At 64.3% G+C, this 16,065-nt stretch carries 15 protein-coding genes and 1 pseudogene; 9 read left to right on the top strand and 7 right to left on the bottom strand.

Annotation, left to right across the window (positions count from 1 at the left end):
- Positions 1-105: pseudogene (locus EN851_RS37900) on the top strand (IS110 family transposase); the annotation flags it as partial.
- A 48-nt stretch (positions 106-153) separates the two neighbouring features.
- Here the strand turns inward: EN851_RS37900 and EN851_RS28115 are convergent.
- Positions 154-792, bottom strand: coding sequence for a DNA-3-methyladenine glycosylase I (locus tag EN851_RS28115; RefSeq protein WP_127278593.1), 639 nt, complete (start codon positions 790-792; stop codon positions 154-156).
- 212 nt (positions 793-1,004) lie between these two features.
- Between EN851_RS28115 and EN851_RS28110 the strand changes: the two genes are divergently transcribed.
- Both EN851_RS28110 and EN851_RS28105 read left to right on the top strand, forming a co-directional pair.
- The gene (locus EN851_RS28110) at positions 1,005-1,733 is read left to right on the top strand and encodes a L,D-transpeptidase (protein ID WP_127278592.1); all 729 of its coding nucleotides are present in this window, start codon (positions 1,005-1,007) and stop codon (positions 1,731-1,733) included.
- A 289-nt stretch (positions 1,734-2,022) separates the two neighbouring features.
- Positions 2,023-2,943 (top strand): bifunctional 5,10-methylenetetrahydrofolate dehydrogenase/5,10-methenyltetrahydrofolate cyclohydrolase, encoded by a 921-nt coding sequence (locus tag EN851_RS28105; RefSeq protein WP_127870935.1) that lies wholly within the window; start codon positions 2,023-2,025, stop codon positions 2,941-2,943.
- 15 nt (positions 2,944-2,958) lie between these two features.
- On the opposite strand, the gene glcF is transcribed toward EN851_RS28105, so the two are convergent.
- From glcF to EN851_RS28080, 4 genes are all read right to left on the bottom strand, one after another.
- A complete protein-coding gene (gene glcF, locus EN851_RS28100; protein WP_135930449.1) occupies positions 2,959-4,284 on the bottom strand; it encodes a glycolate oxidase subunit GlcF in 1,326 nt (441 codons plus the stop codon).
- Positions 4,285-4,294: 10 nt separating this feature from the next.
- On the bottom strand, positions 4,295-5,500 hold the full coding sequence (locus EN851_RS28095) for an FAD-binding protein (protein ID WP_135930448.1): 1,206 nt from the start codon (positions 5,498-5,500) through the stop codon (positions 4,295-4,297).
- Between the two features lie 239 nt (positions 5,501-5,739).
- Positions 5,740-7,236, bottom strand: a complete 1,497-nt coding sequence (locus EN851_RS28085; protein WP_135930446.1) for an FAD-linked oxidase C-terminal domain-containing protein — start codon at positions 7,234-7,236, stop codon at positions 5,740-5,742.
- A 156-nt stretch (positions 7,237-7,392) separates the two neighbouring features.
- Positions 7,393-8,715: a DUF3422 family protein gene (locus EN851_RS28080; RefSeq protein WP_135930445.1), complete on the bottom strand. Its 1,323-nt coding sequence runs from the start codon at positions 8,713-8,715 to the stop codon at positions 7,393-7,395.
- A 207-nt stretch (positions 8,716-8,922) separates the two neighbouring features.
- Between EN851_RS28080 and EN851_RS28075 the strand changes: the two genes are divergently transcribed.
- The 3 genes from EN851_RS28075 to EN851_RS28065 are packed head-to-tail and all read left to right on the top strand — an operon-like array spanning position 8,923 to position 11,696.
- On the top strand, positions 8,923-9,726 hold the full coding sequence (locus EN851_RS28075; protein WP_127870930.1) for an FCD domain-containing protein: 804 nt from the start codon (positions 8,923-8,925) through the stop codon (positions 9,724-9,726).
- Positions 9,727-9,751: 25 nt separating this feature from the next.
- Complete coding sequence (locus tag EN851_RS28070; protein ID WP_127279737.1) at positions 9,752-10,888, top strand: alpha-hydroxy acid oxidase; 1,137 nt, start codon at positions 9,752-9,754, stop codon at positions 10,886-10,888.
- Between the two features lie 34 nt (positions 10,889-10,922).
- The gene (locus tag EN851_RS28065; protein ID WP_135920406.1) at positions 10,923-11,696 is read left to right on the top strand and encodes a metallophosphoesterase; all 774 of its coding nucleotides are present in this window, start codon (positions 10,923-10,925) and stop codon (positions 11,694-11,696) included.
- 52 nt (positions 11,697-11,748) lie between these two features.
- On the opposite strand, the gene EN851_RS28060 is transcribed toward EN851_RS28065, so the two are convergent.
- Positions 11,749-11,889, bottom strand: coding sequence for a hypothetical protein (locus EN851_RS28060; protein ID WP_023782442.1), 141 nt, complete (start codon positions 11,887-11,889; stop codon positions 11,749-11,751).
- A 404-nt stretch (positions 11,890-12,293) separates the two neighbouring features.
- Positions 12,294-12,992 (bottom strand): type 1 glutamine amidotransferase, encoded by a 699-nt coding sequence (locus EN851_RS28050; RefSeq protein WP_135916912.1) that lies wholly within the window; start codon positions 12,990-12,992, stop codon positions 12,294-12,296.
- 88 nt (positions 12,993-13,080) lie between these two features.
- On the opposite strand from EN851_RS28050, the gene EN851_RS28045 reads away from it, so the two are divergent.
- The 3 genes from EN851_RS28045 (at position 13,081) to EN851_RS28035 (ending at position 16,013) form a co-directional block, all read left to right on the top strand.
- Positions 13,081-13,728, top strand: coding sequence for a hypothetical protein (locus tag EN851_RS28045; RefSeq protein WP_135930444.1), 648 nt, complete (start codon positions 13,081-13,083; stop codon positions 13,726-13,728).
- A gap of 31 nt (positions 13,729-13,759) precedes the next feature.
- On the top strand, positions 13,760-14,494 hold the full coding sequence (locus EN851_RS28040; RefSeq protein WP_135881163.1) for a 16S rRNA (uracil(1498)-N(3))-methyltransferase: 735 nt from the start codon (positions 13,760-13,762) through the stop codon (positions 14,492-14,494).
- Between the two features lie 145 nt (positions 14,495-14,639).
- Positions 14,640-16,013: a glutamate--cysteine ligase gene (locus EN851_RS28035; protein ID WP_135930443.1), complete on the top strand. Its 1,374-nt coding sequence runs from the start codon at positions 14,640-14,642 to the stop codon at positions 16,011-16,013.
- Positions 16,014-16,065 lie beyond the last annotated feature (52 nt).

Genomic DNA, 16,065 nt, shown 5'->3' with positions numbered 1-16,065 from the left:
GGAAAGCCCAAAATGCTCATCCGCATCGCACTCGCCAGAAAACTTCTCGTCATCCTCAACGCAAAAGCACGCGACGCGAGAAGCGAATTCGCAAATGCAACTTGACACCCCAGATAGTCGCTCTCCCCGTGAACGGGGAGAAGGAAAAAGCAGCTATTTCGGCCGCTTGAAAGCCTTCCGCTGCTTCTCGACCTGCTTGCGGCATACACAGCCTTCGAGATGGTCGTTGACCAGCCCCATGGCCTGCATGAACGCGTAGACGGTGGTCGGGCCGACGAAGCTCCAGCCGCGCTTCTTCAGGTCCTTCGAAATCCGCACGGAAACCGCGGTGGTCGGGTTGGCGCGCAGATGGGCGAGATCAACGGTTTGCGGCCGTTCCTCCTTGCCGGGTTCGAACCTCCAGAACCAGGCGGCCAGCGAGCCGAACTCGTCGACCATTTCGCGGGCGCGTTTGGCGTTGTTGATGGTCGAGACGATCTTGCCGCGATGGCGGATGATACCGGCATTGCCGAGCAGGCGTTCCACATCCTTGTCGGTGAAGGCGGCGACCTTGTCGAAGTCGAAGCCGGCGAAGGCCTCGCGAAAATTCTCCCGCTTGCGCAAAATGGTCAGCCACGACAGCCCCGACTGAAACCCTTCGAGGCAGATCTTCTCGAACAGCCTGCGGTCGTCGGCCACCGGCCGGCCCCATTCATGGTCGTGGTAGTGCAGATAGTCGGGCAGATTGCCATGCCAGAAGCAGCGCACGACACCGTCAGGACCGGCAAGCAGGCCGGTGTTTTCATTGCTCATCTCAAGAGATCCATCCGTTAACGCGCTTCCGCGCTGCTTTTACCGTGGCTTTACCAGATTCCTGAACCCGGCGGTAACCACACCAAAAGGTTTACTGACAGAACCGCATTTTACGCATTCCGATTCATGTTTCGGTTGCTGCTCGCCGCCAATGATCGCGCAAACCGGGAGCGTTCTTGCCCGGCGTATCAGGCTATCAAGGTGCGTTCCCGATGAAATTCCTGCTTCCGTTGTTCAGCGCGGCGGTGCTTGCCGCAAGCGTCATGCCCTCCCTTGCCGACGACCGCTATGCCGACAGGCCGCCGGTGATGGTGAGCCCCGACCTTTCCGCGCCCTGGGTGCTGCAGCTTGGCCATGCGCCGGGCATCGTGCGGCAGAACCGACAGGCCGTGCAGCAGCCGCGCCAGCGCACCGCGCAGCCCGACCGTGTGCAGACGGCGGGCGTGCAGGCGCCGGCCAAGCGCATGGTCATGCGCCCGCAGATCAACCCGGTCTACCTGCCGCAGGAAGTCGCTTATGACGGAGGCCAGAAGCCAGGCACCATCGTCATCGATACCACGCAGAATTTCCTCTATCTGGTCGAGAAGAACGGCAAGGCGCGGCGTTACGGCGTCGGCACCGGCAAGCCCGGCTTCGAATGGTCGGGCACCCACAAGATCACCAACAAGCGCGTCTGGCCGGACTGGCGTCCGCCAGCCGAGATGATCAAGCGCGAGGCGGCCAAGGGCCGCTACCTGCCGACTTATCTGGCCGGCGGCATGGAAAACCCGCTCGGCGCGCGCGCGCTCTATATCGGCACGACGGAGTACCGCATCCACGGCACCAACCAGCCCTGGACGATCGGCGGCGCGGTGTCGTCGGGCTGCATCCGCATGCGCAACGAGGACGTGGTCGACCTTTATGAGCGGGTCAATGTCGGAACCACGGTCGAGGTGATATAATGATAGCGAATCAGCCGGTTAAGCAGTGCTGAGCAGGTTTTTGCGCGCTGTTGCCCTCAAGCCATAGCGCGCTTCTGGAAGACGTGCTTAGACTGGCGGCGAGTTAACGGGGGACGGGCCGTGTGGGGATACGGCCAGTCACGAGAGGGCAGCACGGGTAACCGGGCTGCCCTTTTCGTTTCACGGTGCGACAGGTCGCCCCGGAGGCACGGTGTTTCGCTTTCAGGGCTGATTTCCGGGCCATGCTCTGCTATTGCAGTGCACAATCTTCCCACCAAAGGTTCGAGCTATGTCCCTCTCCGACGACAGCCGCTATCTCAAGGGCGGCCCGGTCGCCCAGCGCATCATCGCCGCCGTGCGCGAGGACGCGGCCATTGCCAAGGCCGAGGGCTTTCCGCCCAAGCTGATCTCGATCACCGTCGGCGATACCGACGCGGTCGATGTCTATGTACGCAACCAGCGCGCCAAGGCTCAGCTCGCCGGCATCGATTTCGAGGAACGGCGCTTTCCCGCCACCATCACCTCGGGTGAGCTGGAAGCAGCCATCCACGGGCTGAACGCCGATCCGCGCGTCACCGGCATCATCATCCAGCGGCCGGTTCCCGCGCATATCCCGGTCAAGACGCTGCAGGCGGCGGTGCATCCGCTGAAGGATGTCGAGGGCATGCACCCGGCCTCGATCGGCAACATCGTCTACAACCAGCTTGACCTCGCGCCCTGCACGGCCGCGGCCTCGGTCGAACTGCTCAAGGAAACCGGCCTCGACCTCAAGGGACTGGAAGTGGTCATCGTCGGCCATTCGGAAATCGTCGGCAAGCCGATCGCCTTCCTGTTGATGAGCGAAGGCGCGACCGTGACGGTCTGCCATCACATGACGCGGTCGGTCGCCGCCCATGCACGGCGCGCCGACGCGCTGTTCGTCGCCGTCGGCAAGCCAAGGCTGATCAAGGCCGACATGGTGAAGCCAGGTGCGGCCGTCATCGACATCGGCATCAATTCCGAAATCGGGCCTGATGGCACCAGCCGCGTCGTCGGCGACGTCGACACCGACAGCGTCAAGCACGTGGCCTCCTGGATCACCCCGGTTCCAGGCGGCGTCGGCCCGATCACGGTGGCCATCCTGCTGCGCAACACGATGGTCGCGCTCAGCCGCCAGCGCGCGCTCTACGAGGCGACCTACGGCACGGCCGACAGGCTGGCGGCCGAGTAGCGCCGGAACGGACGCCTATTCCGCCGCGATCAGGCTGTCTTCCGCGACGCCTTCCGGTCGCGGCCCGCCATAGGCCCAGTCGAGCAGCTTGACCGTGTGCACCACCGGCATCCTGGCAGCGGACGCGATCTGCGTGATGCAGCCGATATTGCCCGTGGCGACGATCGCGGCGCCCGTCGCCTCGATGTTTTTCACCTTGCGGTCGCGCAGCCTGGCCGAAATCTCGGGCTGCAGAATGTTGTAGGTGCCGGCCGAGCCACAACAGAGATGGCCCTCGCGCGGCTCGCGCACGATGAAACCGGCCCTGGCGAGCAGTTCCTTCGGCTGACGCGTGATCTTCTGGCCGTGCTGCATCGAGCAGGCCGAGTGATAGGCGACGACCGTGCCCGGCTTGCGCACCGGTTCGGGCAGATCGATGGCGGACAGATACTCGGTGATGTCCTTGGCCAGCGCCGACACGCGCGCGGCCTTCTCGGCATAGGCCGGATCGAGCCGCAGCATGAAGCCGTAATCCTTGATCGTCGTGCCGCAGCCCGACGCGGTGATGATGATGGCGTCGAGCCCGCCCTCATCGATGGCACGGGTCCAGGCATCGACATTCTGCCTGGCCGAAGCAAGAGCGGCTTCCTCCCGTCCCATATGATGAACCAGTGCGCCGCAGCAGCCCTCGCCCGGCGGCACCACAACCTCGACGCCGAGCCGTGTCAGCAGCGAGATGGCCGTATCGTTGATGCCGGGATCCAGCACCGATTGCGCGCAGCCGGTCAGGATGGCCACGCGTCCTCTTTTCGCTAACTGTACGGCATGGATGCCCGGCAAGGCCATCGGCGAGGCCGCCGGGATTGATGCCGGCGCAAGCCTGAGCACCGCGCCGAGCGGCTTCAGCGCCGGGATTTCTTCGAACAGGCCGATGAACGGCTTGCCTAGCTTCGCCAGCTTGAGCGCCGCGCGGAAGCGACGGGGATAGGGCAGCACGAAGGCGAGCATGGCGCGGGTCAACCGGTCGAGCAGCGGCCGCTTGTAGGTTTGCTGGATATGGGCGCGGGCATGGTCGACCAGATGCATATAATTGACGCCCGATGGGCAGGTGGTCATGCAGGCGAGGCACGACAGGCAGCGGTCGATATGGGTGACGATTTCCTTGTCGGCGGGACGGCCGTTCTCCAGCATGTCCTTGATCAGATAGATGCGCCCGCGCGGCGAATCGAGCTCGTTGCCAAGCGTCACATAGGTCGGGCAGGTGGCGGTGCAGAAGCCGCAATGCACGCATTTGCGCAGGATCTTTTCCGATTCCGCGACATGCGGATCGGCAAGCTGTGCGGGCGAAAAATTGGTCTGCATCTCTGATGTCCTAGGCCATGCGGCCGGGATTGAGGATGTTCTTCGGGTCGAATTCCTGCCTCAGCCGCTGGCTGAGCGCCGCCAAGGCCGGCGGCTGAGGCTCGAACACCGGCAGCGCGGCGCGATGGGCAGGTGCGGCGCGCACCAGCGTCGCGTGGCCGCCGCCATGTTTTCTCAAGAGGCCGCGCAGCAAAGCGGGTTCCGGATCGCCCTCCTCCATGCGCAGCCAAACCAGCCCACCTTGCCAGTCATAGAAGGCGCTGACGGCGGCCTGCATGCGCAGCGTCAGGACCATCTGGTGGCCCTGGGCAGGCGTCATCGAGACCCGCCAGACCGGCTTCCCGCTGCCGTCCGCGAAGGGCCTGATATCCCTGATATCGCGCCAGATAGCCTTGGAGGTCTCACCGGCAATCTCCTCCAGTGGCCCAGCCTTGCCGAGCAGTGTTTTCAGCGCTGCAATGCGATAGTCAACGGACGGGCCAAAGCCTTCGACGCGCAGCAGCGTGGCGGCTTCAGTGCCGAGCGCTCCGCCCGCGACGCGCGCGGCAATGCGCTCCGGCAAATGGGCGGCACTCGATACTTCGGCGCTGGAGCCGAGCGCCAGGGCCATGGCGGCGCAGGCGGCATCGTCGAGCAGGCCACGGACGGCGAGCGTGACTTCGGTCTCGGCGGCTGGCAGCACCTTGAAGGTGACGTCGGTGAACACGGCCAATGTACCCCAGCTGTTGGCCATCAGCTTCGACAGATCGTAGCCGGTGACGTTCTTGACCACGCGGCCGCCCGACTTGAACGCTTCGCCCCGACCGGAGACGACGTTGATGCCGAGAATATGATCGCGCGCGGCGCCCGCCTTCAGCCGGCGCGGACCGGAAAGGTTGGCTCCGAGCACGCCGCCAATGGTGCCTTTGCCTGGCTCGCCGCCAAGCAGCGGACCATAGTCCATCGGCTCGAAAGCGAACTGCTGACCGTTGTCCGCCAGCAGCCTTTCGATATCGGCCAGCGGCGTGCCGGCCTTTGCCGACAGCACCAGTTCGGCAGGTTCGTAGAGGGTCACGCCCGAGAGTTTCGACAGGTCGAGCGTGTGCTCGGTCTGCAGCGGACGGCCGATGCCGCGCTTGGAGCCGTGGCCGAGGATTTCGAGCGACGTTTCCTCCGCCGCCGCCCAGGCAATGGTGGAGAGGACTTCGGCTGGGGTAAGTGGGGTGAAGGTGGTCATGAGTTCGCGCCTTTCCTCGCCCCCGCGAAGCGGGGGAGACAGGATAGGCCGAGTTCCGTCGCGCCCCCCTCTGTCCTGCCGGACATCTCCCCCTCAAGGGGGGCGATCAGATGTCGCGCAGGGTTTCGCCAATCTTCTGCGTTGAAGAAAAGCCGAAGCGCACAAACAGCCAATCTCCCCCCTTGAGGGGGAGATGTCCGGCAGGACAGAGGGGGGTGTTCGCGCGCCGACATATCCGCTCAAAACCTCGGAATGTCCGGGAACGCCACTTGGCCCCGATGCACGTGCATGCGGCCCAGTTCGGCGCAGCGGCGCAGCTGCGGGAAGACCTTGCCGGGATTGAGAAGATGGTTGGGGTCGAAAGCGCATTTGACGCGCATTTGCTGGTCGAGGTCGACCTGGTTGAACATTTCCGGCATCAGGTCGCGCTTCTCGACCCCCACGCCATGCTCGCCGGTGAGCACGCCACCGACCTTGACGCAGAGCCGCAAAATGTCGGCGCCGAAGCTTTCGGCCTTGTCGAGTTCGCCCGGCACGTTGGCATCGTAGAGAATGAGCGGATGCAGATTGCCGTCGCCGGCGTGGAAAACGTTGGCGACGCCGAGGCCGTATTTTTCCGACAGCTCGCGCATGCCGGCCAGCACGCGCGGCAGTTCCTTGCGCGGAATGGTGCCGTCCATACAGTAGTAATCTGGCGAGATGCGGCCAACGGCGGGAAAGGCCGCCTTGCGGCCGGCCCAAAAGCTCAGCCGCTCCTGCTCGGACTGCGAGATGCGGCACGTGGTCGAGCCGTTGGCGATGGCGATCGCCTCGACCGCCGTGATCAGATGATCGACCTCGACGCCGGGGCCATCGAGCTCGACGATCAGCAGCGCCTCGACGTCGAGGGGATAGCCGGCATGGACGAAATCCTCGGCGGCATGGATCGCCGGCCGGTCCATCATTTCCATGCCGCCCGGAATAATGCCGGCGCCGATGATGTCGGCGACGCACTGGCCGCCCTGCTCGCTGGTCGGAAAGCCGATCAGCAGGGCGCGCGCCGTCTCCGGCTTCTTCAGGATGCGCACGGTGACCTCGGTGACGACGCCGAGCAGACCTTCCGAGCCGGTCATGACGCCGAGCAGGTCATAGCCCTCCGCGTCGAGGTGACCGCCGCCGAGCCGCACCACCTCGCCATTCATCAGAACCATCTCGATGCCGAGCACATTGTTGGCGGTGAGGCCGTATTTCAGGCAGTGCACGCCGCCGGAGTTCTCCGCCACGTTGCCGCCGATCGAGCAGGCGATCTGGGAGGATGGATCGGGGGCGTAGTAAAACCCCTCCTGCTCGACGGCTGACGTGATGCCGAGATTGGTGACGCCGGGCTGGACGACGACGATGCGGTCGGGAAAATCGATCTCGAGGATGCGGTTGAACCGGCTCATGACGAGCAGCACCGCGTCCTCCAGCGGCAGCGCGCCGCCCGACAGCGAGGTGCCCGATCCGCGCGGCACGACGCGGATGTTGCGGTCGTTGCAGTATCTCAGCACGCGCGAAACCTGCGCCACCGTCTCGGGCAGCACCACGACCAGCGGCAGTTGCCGGTAGGCGGTCAGGCCATCGCTTTCGAAGGCACGCATTTCATTGGCCGCGTCGACCACGCCCTCGCCCGGCACGATGATGCGCATGTCGGCGACGATTTCGCTGCGCCGGCGCAGCGTCTCTGCGTCTGGCTTGGGCATGGCAAGGCCGGACATCGGCGCTTCCTCCACTCGACTGGTAAAAATGATTTACCAGCTAGCGGCATTTGTTGCAAATCTTGCTTTGGTGGCGTCAGGGCGGCGGATGCAGGCAAAGCTTCCGCAGCGGCAATCTGCCGCTGCACATCCGTTGCGTCCGAAGCATGGCGCGGACTATTCGCCCGAATGTTTCGCCGGCTCGGAATGCATCCGTCGCACGCGGCGCACGCCCCACCAGACCAGCAGGATGGCGAACGGCACCGAGGCGGCGGTGACGACCTCGGGCGCGAAGGCGTGGCCAAAGACCGACGCGCCCTTGGCGACATAGCCGATGAGGCCGACAACGTAATAGGAGACGGCGGCGACCGAAAGGCCTTCGACGGTCTGCTGCAGCCGCAGTTGCAGGCGGGCGCGGTTGTTCATCGAGGCGAGCAGGTCGCGGTTCTGCTTCTCGACCTCGACGTCGACCCAGGTCCGCAGCAGCGTGGTGGCACGGGTCAGCTTGCGCGACAAATTGGCCTGGCGCTCCTCGACCGAGCGGCAGGTGCGCATGGCTGGTGCCATGCGCCGCAGCAGAAAGCCCGCCCAGGTGTCGTAGCCCTGCACGGGCTCCTCATCCAGCGCCTCCAGTCTTTCCGTGACGATGCCGTCATAGGCGCGGCTGGCGCCGAAGCGGTAGAGGCTGGAAGCGGCATCGGCCTCCAGTTCGGCGGCAAGCTCCGTCAGACCGGCGAGCAGCGTCTGGTTGTCGCGGGTCTCGGCGACCTTCATTTCCAGCGTCGTCTGCGCCAAGCGGTCCTCGATGCGGCGGGCGCGGCCGGACAAGGTGAGCGCCAGCGGCAGGCCGAGCATGGCAAGCGTGCGGTAGGTCTCGATGTCGATCAGCCGCTGCGACAGCGCGCCGGTGCTGGCCGGGGTCAGGCCGCGGTCGAGCACCAGCATGCGGGTCATGCCGTCGCCGTCCTGGCGGAAGTCGGTGACGATGGCCGCGCTGCCACGCTCGACAAGCGAGTAACAGAGGCTGGTCGGGTCGAAGCCGGCGACCTGCCTCTCGCTCGCCTGCGTCCATTTGCGGATCTCGAGCCGGATGCCCGAGATGACGGTTCCCGGCGGCGAAAAGCCATTGCCAAAGGGCGAATCCTCTTGCCCCCGGCCATTCTCGGCCAGCGGCCCTTCCCAGAGATAGGTCGAGAATTCCGTGTGCCGCTCCCAGCGCAGCGTCCCCTTGCCCCATTTCATGGCGTGGTGGCGGGCGTGACGCTCGGGAGCGGCGATGCCGAGACGGCGCGACAGTTCCGAAAGCACGGCGTGGTCGACCGCTGAGCCGCCTTCGGTCATGAAGGAGAGTTGGACAAGCACGCGCGGCTTCTCGACCAGCGGATGGGGGCGGGCGTGAACCTCGCCGAGCGCGCCGGGCCGGCCTTCATGCGCCGGAAAGCCCATGACGCTGCCCTGGCTGCGCGGCTGGAATTCAAGATTGGACGTCTCGTCCGACACGTCTGGTCCCCCTGGTTTCGACCCTTCGTGCAATGGCGTCGTCTTGCGGCAATCGGCAAGGGACGTAAACAGCAAAATTTAGCGCGAGGCGATATGCCGGCGCGGCGCGAAAATCGACCGAACGAGACGAATTGGATAAATAATTTGACCAGTTGGCGACAGAGGCTCTAATCTGCGCGATATCATTCCCTTCTCCAGGCGCTTCCTTTGAGCGACATTTTCTCCAGGATCGAGCATTCGCGCACCGCCGACGAGGTGGTGCAGCAGATCGAAAGCCTCATCCTCGAAGGCGTGCTGCGCACCGGCGACCGGCTGCCGGGCGAGCGCGAACTGGCACGCCAGTTCGATGTGTCGCGGCCCATCCTGCGCGACGCGCTGAAGGCGCTCGAAGCGCGCGGCCTGCTGTCGACCCGTCCGGGCGGCGGCACGCACGTCGCCGACATTATCGGCCAGTTGTTCACCAAGCCGGTGGCGGACCTGATCTCGACGCATCGCAAGGCGGTGGCCGACTATCTGGAATACCGCCGCGAGATCGAAGGCATAGCCGCCGAATACGCGGCGCGGCGCGCCACACCGGAGGACCTTGCCTTGCTCGATCGCATCATGGCGCGCATGGACGAGGCGCATCGTACCGGCGATTTCGACGACGAGGCCGAAATCGACGTCGAATTCCATCATGCGATCTGCGAATGCGCGCACAACATCCTGCTTCTGCACACACTGCGCTCCTGCTACCGGCTGTTGTCGGAAGGCGTGTTCCAGAACCGGCTCCTGGTGTTCACCGTGCCCGGCGCGCGCGAGGCGCTGCTGGCGCAGCACCGGGCGATCCACACCGCGGTCAAGGCCGGCGATCCGGCCGGCGCCCGCCAGGCGGCGATGGACCACATGACCTATGTCGAGCGTTCGATGGCGGAAGCCGAACGCAGCGGCGACTGGCAACGCGTGTCGCGGCTGAGGCTGAGGCAGCGTTCGGAAGCCGGCGACGGCGAACCAGCGCGCAGACGCTCCTAATCAATTCGATCAAGCGGGGACCATCATGAGCGACATTCTGACCATCGCAGACCTCAAGGATCTCGCGCGCCGGCGCGTGCCCAAGATGTTCTTCGACTATGCCGACTCGGGCGCCTGGACCGAGAGCACCTACCGGGCGAACGAGGAAGACTTTCAGAAGATCAAGTTCCGCCAGCGCGTGCTGGTCGACATGAGCAACCGCTCGCTGGAATCGACCATGATCGGCCAGAAAGTGTCGATGCCGGTGGCGCTGGCGCCGACCGGCATGACCGGCATGCAGCATGCCGACGGCGAGATGCTGGCAGCGCAGGCGGCAGAGGAATTCGGCGTGCCGTTCACGCTCTCGACGATGAGCATCTGTTCGATCGAGGATGTCGCCTCGGTGACGAAGAAACCGTTCTGGTTCCAGCTCTATGTGCTGCGCGACAAGGATTTCGTGCTCGATTTGATCGACCGGGCGAAGGCGGCGAAGTGCTCGGCGCTGGTGCTGACGCTCGACCTGCAGGTCCTCGGCCAACGCCACAAGGATGTCCGCAACGGGCTTTCGGCGCCGCCCAAGATGACGTTGGCCAACATCATCGACCTGGCCTCAAAGCCGCGCTGGTGCCTGGGCATAGCCGGCACCAAGCGCCGCACCTTCCGCAACATCGTCGGCCACGCCAAGGGCGTCGGCGACGTCTCTTCGCTGTCGTCCTGGACGACGGAGCAGTTCGATCCGCAGCTGTCGTGGAAGGACGTCGCCTGGATCAAGGAGCGCTGGGGCGGCAAGCTGATCCTCAAGGGCATCCTCGACAAGGAAGATGCGCTGATGGCGGCCAAGACCGGCGCCGATGCCATCATCGTTTCCAACCATGGCGGGCGCCAGCTCGATGGCGCGTCGTCGTCGATCATGGTTCTGGAGGAAATCGCCGATGCGGTCGGCGACAGAATAGAAGTGCATATGGACGGCGGCATCCGCTCCGGCCAGGACGTGTTGAAAGCGCTCTGCCTTGGCGCCAAGGGCACCTATATCGGCCGGCCATTTCTTTACGGCCTGGGCGCGCTCGGCAAGGAAGGGGTTACCAAAGCGTTGGAAATCATCCGCAAGGAGATGGACATCACGCTGGCGCTGTGCGGAAAGCGTCTGGTCACCGACATGGGCAAGGAGCAGCTCCGACGCTAAGTCAGTGACATCTGACCACGGAGATACCCAGACCTTGGCGGAACCCGGCATCCATTTCCTCGACGCACACGGGCCGGACGGCGTGCGTCTGTACGCGATCGGCGACGTGCATGGCCGGGTCGACCTGCTGGCCGCCATGCATGGCCAGATCGAGGCCGAGATCGCGAGGGACAGGGTCGCCGACTGGCGCATCATCCATCTTGGCGACTATGTCGATCGCGGACCGGACTCCAAGGGCGTCATCGACTTCCTGATCGAGGCACGCGAACGCGATCCGCGAAACCTGATGCTGGCCGGCAACCACGACATCGGCTTTCTCGACTTTCTCAAGACACCCGACCCGGAAGGGCTCTTCATCCGTTTTGGCGGCATCCAGACCGCGCAATCCTACGGAGTGACTATCAACAGCGGCAACGGCGCCTGGTTCGGCAAGGCGGAATCAGCCATGCGCAAGGGTCATCAAGCCCTGCTCGAAGCGGTGCCGCAAAGCCATGTCGACTTCCTGCGGTCGCTGCCACTCTCGGTGACATCAGGCGACTTCTTCTTCTGCCATGCCGGCATCAGGCCGGGCATTCCCCTGGAAAAGCAAAGTCCGCAGGACCTGATCTGGATCCGTGACGTTTTCCACGATCACACCGGCCTCTTCCCGAAGATCGTGGTGCACGGCCACACACCGGTCCCCGAGGCGGAAGTGATGGCCAACCGCGTCAATGTCGACACGCTTGCCTGGCAGTCAGGCATGCTTACCGCGCTCGTCGTTGACGGCGCGGACAAACGCATCCTGGAAATATCGATAAGGGAGCCTTAACGGCCCCGGTGCCCAAGGGCGCGAGGGATCCGGGCGCGAGGGATGCCCTGGCTTAGCGCAGGGAGGCGGTGACGCCGTAGCCGTCAACCGCATTGTGGTTGTTGGCGGCATCGGCGGCATAAATACCAAGACCGCAAAGTACGATGGCGGACAGCATGGCAAAGGACAGAAGCGCTGCTTTCACGGAGGTCATCTCTTGTTGAGCTTCCTGCATCTGTGCACGAGGCGGTTACCAATGCGTTGAAACGGAAAATACGTGTCAAAGTTTCGACGATTTCGCGCTTCTAGGTGTGTTCTGTATCGATGGTGTGTCGCACGGGTCACACAAAAGGTTCATCCCGGTTGCACAGCCGACATAGGGCGCGCGCCTTCTAGGATGGCGGGCGGACACAAGCCAAGGATGAAAGGGGTTTTCCCCAACCGGTTTCATGGTCGCGTGCCAATTATGTCACGCGGAGCATGAACGGTCGTTTAGAGCGGATCAGAGTTTGATAGAATCTCTGACCCGCTCTAACTTCTTGTTTTTACGCAATTCCCAAGGGGAAGCGCTGCGCGCTTCTCCCGGGAAAACCGCTACACACTTTTCCTGGAATTGCTCTAGATCGTCGCCACCCAGGCACGGGCGATGGCCAGACCAGCGGCATCGGCGTCAGGACCGTTGCGGGCCATTTCGCCGTCGAGCTTGCCGGCCCAGTCGGGATGGCGCGCGGCGATGGTCGGCGCGAAGGAGGAGCTCCAGTCCTTCACCATGGGCCGGTCGGCCTCGAAATGGAACTGGAAGCCGTAGACGGCGCGGCCGACGCGAAACGCCTGGTTTTCGGCGACATCGTTGCCGGCGAGCCGCACGGCGTCTTCCGGCAGTTCGAACGTGTCGTCGTGCCACTGGAAGATCGGGAACTTTTCCGGCAGCTCAGCCAACACCGGATCGGCCTTGGCATCGGCCGTCAGCGACACGCCGCGCCAGCCGAATTCGTTGGCCCCGCCGATGCGGTTCGCGCCGCCAAAGGCGCGGGCGACGAGTTGACTGCCGAGACAGATACCGAGCACGGCGCGGTCCTTGCCAGCGAAATCGCGGGTCAGTTCGAGCAGCGCCGGGAAATAGGGATATTCTTCGTCGGCCAGCGCGTTCTGGCCGCCGCCGAGCACCACCATGGCATCGTGGCCGGTTGCGTCCCGTGGCAGCGCATCACCCTTATAGGGAAGCCGCACATCAAGATCGGCACCCGCTTCGGCCAGTGCCGCACCGACTTGGCCGAGGCCGGTATTGTCGTAGTTCTGGACTACCAGCACCCGCATCGAAAAACCCTGCTGACATGAAAATGCTGTCGCGAGCGATATCATGGCGCCGGCGTTTCAGCCAAGATGCGTATCCCAGGAGAAAACTATGCCACTGCAGAACCGGGTCGATCCGTTCGGCGCCATTCACGCCGTGCCGGAGCGCGGCCTGTTCACCGGCAATCGCGGCATCATCCACGCCCCCGCGACAAAGACGCTCCTGAAAAAGCGCTGGGCGCTTCCGGCCTGGATCATCTGCGTGTGCCAATTCCGCAATGTGCAGCGCGAGCCGATGGGCCGCAACCGGCCCGGTGGCAAGGCCGGCTGGACCGAATTGTTCTTCCTCGACGAGGTGACGGCGCTCGCCGCCGGACATCGCCCCTGTTTTTTTTGCCAGCGTGAACGGGCCAAGGATTTTGTCCATCGCTTCGGCCAAGCCTTCGGTATTGCCGAGCCGCGCGCGCCACAGGTCGACAAGCGGCTGCATAAGGAGCGGCTGGCGTCGGGCGGCAGGCGGTCTGCGGTCGCGATGGATGCGCTTGCCGGCCTGCCCGACGGCGCGATGATCGCAGCTGGCGGCAGCGCCTATGCCTTGCGCCACGGCAAGATATTGCCATGGACTTTTGCCGGATACGGCCCGCCAACCAGCCCTGATCATTTCGGGGACGAGACGCTTGTGCTGCTGACCCCGGAAACGACGCTTGCCGTGCTGCGCCATGGCTTTCAACCCGTGTGGCATCCTTCCGCCAAGGCTTGACGCAGGCGGCCGTCTCGCTCATTCCTCGGCCATGCGCGCCAACTACAAGATGCAACGTCTGTTCGTGCCCGACGACCTCGGACCAGACATCGAGTTCGAACCCGGCCAGCAGCAGAGCCATTATCTCCTGCATGTGCTGCGGCTCGCCGAAGGCGCCGAGATCCTTGTCTTCAATGGCCGCGACGGCGAGTGGTCGGCGGCGATATCAGCGAAATCCAAGCGGTCGGTGCGGCTGAAAGTACTGGCGCCGCAAAGACCGCAACCGCCCTTGCCCGACCTCATCTATTGCTTCGCGCCGCTGAAGCAGGGCCGGCTCGACTATCTGGTGCAAAAGGCGGTCGAGATGGGCGCCGGCATCCTGCAACCGGTCATCACCCAGCACACGCAGGTGGCAAAGCCTTCCATCGATCGCCTGCGCGCCAATGTCGTCGAGGCCGCCGAGCAATGCGGCATCCTGGCTGTGCCGGAAGTTCGCGAGGCGGAAAAATTCGAGCGCCTGCTGACCGGCTGGGACAAGGAAAGGCGGCTGATCTTCTGCGACGAGGACGCCGCGACCAACAACCCACTGCCTGCCTTGCAGGCGGTAGAGGAGAAGAAGCTCGCCCTGCTGGTCGGGCCCGAGGGCGGCTTTTCCGACGAGGAGCGCAAGATGCTCCGCGCCCTCCCCTTCGTGACCGCCATTCCGCTCGGGCCACGTATCCTGCGCGCAGACACGGCGGCCGTGGCCGCGCTCGCGGCGATGCAGGCGACAATTGGCGACTGGTAGGACGTTGTCTGTTGCAAGAGGTGCTCGCGGGCCGAGGTCTTCAATTCCTCTTGACCTGTGGCTCAGGATTTTTCGCTTGATCGGCTACTGACATTTCGTCCATTTAGCGCCGGCGGTGGGTCCAACCGCCTTTGAGGGCTTGAAAATGGCGCGCGACACAACCGATTTCCGGCCAATCGAAGGCGTAGACGAGCTTGTCGAGCATCTGGCCGAAGGCAACAAGCCGCGCGAAAAATGGCGCATCGGCACCGAGCACGAGAAATTCCCGTTCTATGTCGATGGCAACGCACCGGTGCCTTACGGCGGCGAGCGCGGCATCCGCGCCATCCTCGAAGGCATGCAGAACAAGCTGGGCTGGGATCCCATCATCGATGACGGCCGCATCATCGGCCTGGTCGAGCCGACAGGCCAGGGCGCGATCTCGCTTGAGCCTGGCGGCCAGTTCGAACTCTCCGGCGCGCCGCTGGAAACGATCCACCAGACCTGCCGCGAAGGCAATGCACACCTGGCGCAGGTGCGCGAGATCGCCGAGCCGATGGGCATCCGCTTCCTCGGCCTCGGCGGCAGCCCGAAATGGTCGCTGGCCGAAACGCCGAAAATGCCGAAGTCGCGTTATGAGATCATGACGCGCTACATGCCCAAGGTCGGCACCAAGGGCCTCGACATGATGTACCGCACCTGCACGATCCAGGTGAACCTCGACTTCGAGAGCGAGGCCGACATGCGCCGCAAGATGCAGGTGTCGCTGAAGCTGCAGCCGCTGTCGACGGCGCTGTTCGCCAACTCGCCCTTCACCGATAGCCGGCCGAACGGGCTGCAGAGCTGGCGCGGCGACATCTGGCGCGACACCGACAACCAGCGCTCGGGCCTGCTCGAATTCTGCTTCTCGGCGGATTTCGGCTTCGCCGACTATGTCGAATGGGCGCTCGACGTTCCGATGTATTTCGTCATCCGCGACGGCCACTATCACGACATGACGCATATCACCTTCCGCCAGTTCATGGCCGGGGCCGCGCGCAACGAAGTGCCGGACGGGCTGCCGACGATGGGCGACTGGGCAAACCACCTGTCGACCTTGTTCCCCGACGTGCGGCTGAAGCGTTTCCTGGAAATGCGCGGCGCCGATGGCGGCCCCTGGCGGCGCATCTGCGCGCTGCCGGCCTTCTGGGTCGGGCTGCTCTATGACGAGGCGGCGCTCGACGCCGCCGAGGCGTTGACGTCGAGCTGGACCTACGAGGAAGTGCTGGCGATGCGCAACGCCGTGCCTGAACTCGGCATTTCCGCGCCCTTCCGCAACACCACGCTGCGCGAGGTCGCCCGCGACGTCATGGCCATTTCGCGAACCGGGCTGAAGAACCGCGGCAGGAAAAACCGCGACGGCTACGACGAAACGTCGTTCCTGAACACGCTCGATGAAGTCGTGGCGCGCGGCACCACCAGCGCCGAGGAGATGCTGTCGGCCTATCACACACGCTGGGGCGGCTCGATCGAGCCTGTATTCATGGAATATGCCTATTAATCCCGCGCTGACGAGCGGCAAAAGCCGCTTCAATCGGGCGTTGAAACGAACT

This window comes from Mesorhizobium sp. M8A.F.Ca.ET.208.01.1.1 (assembly GCF_004791315.1).
Classification (GTDB): Bacteria; Pseudomonadota; Alphaproteobacteria; order Rhizobiales; family Rhizobiaceae; genus Mesorhizobium.
The sequence above is the reverse complement of the archived record's forward strand: the minus strand, read 5'-3'. Positions and strand labels throughout refer to the sequence as shown.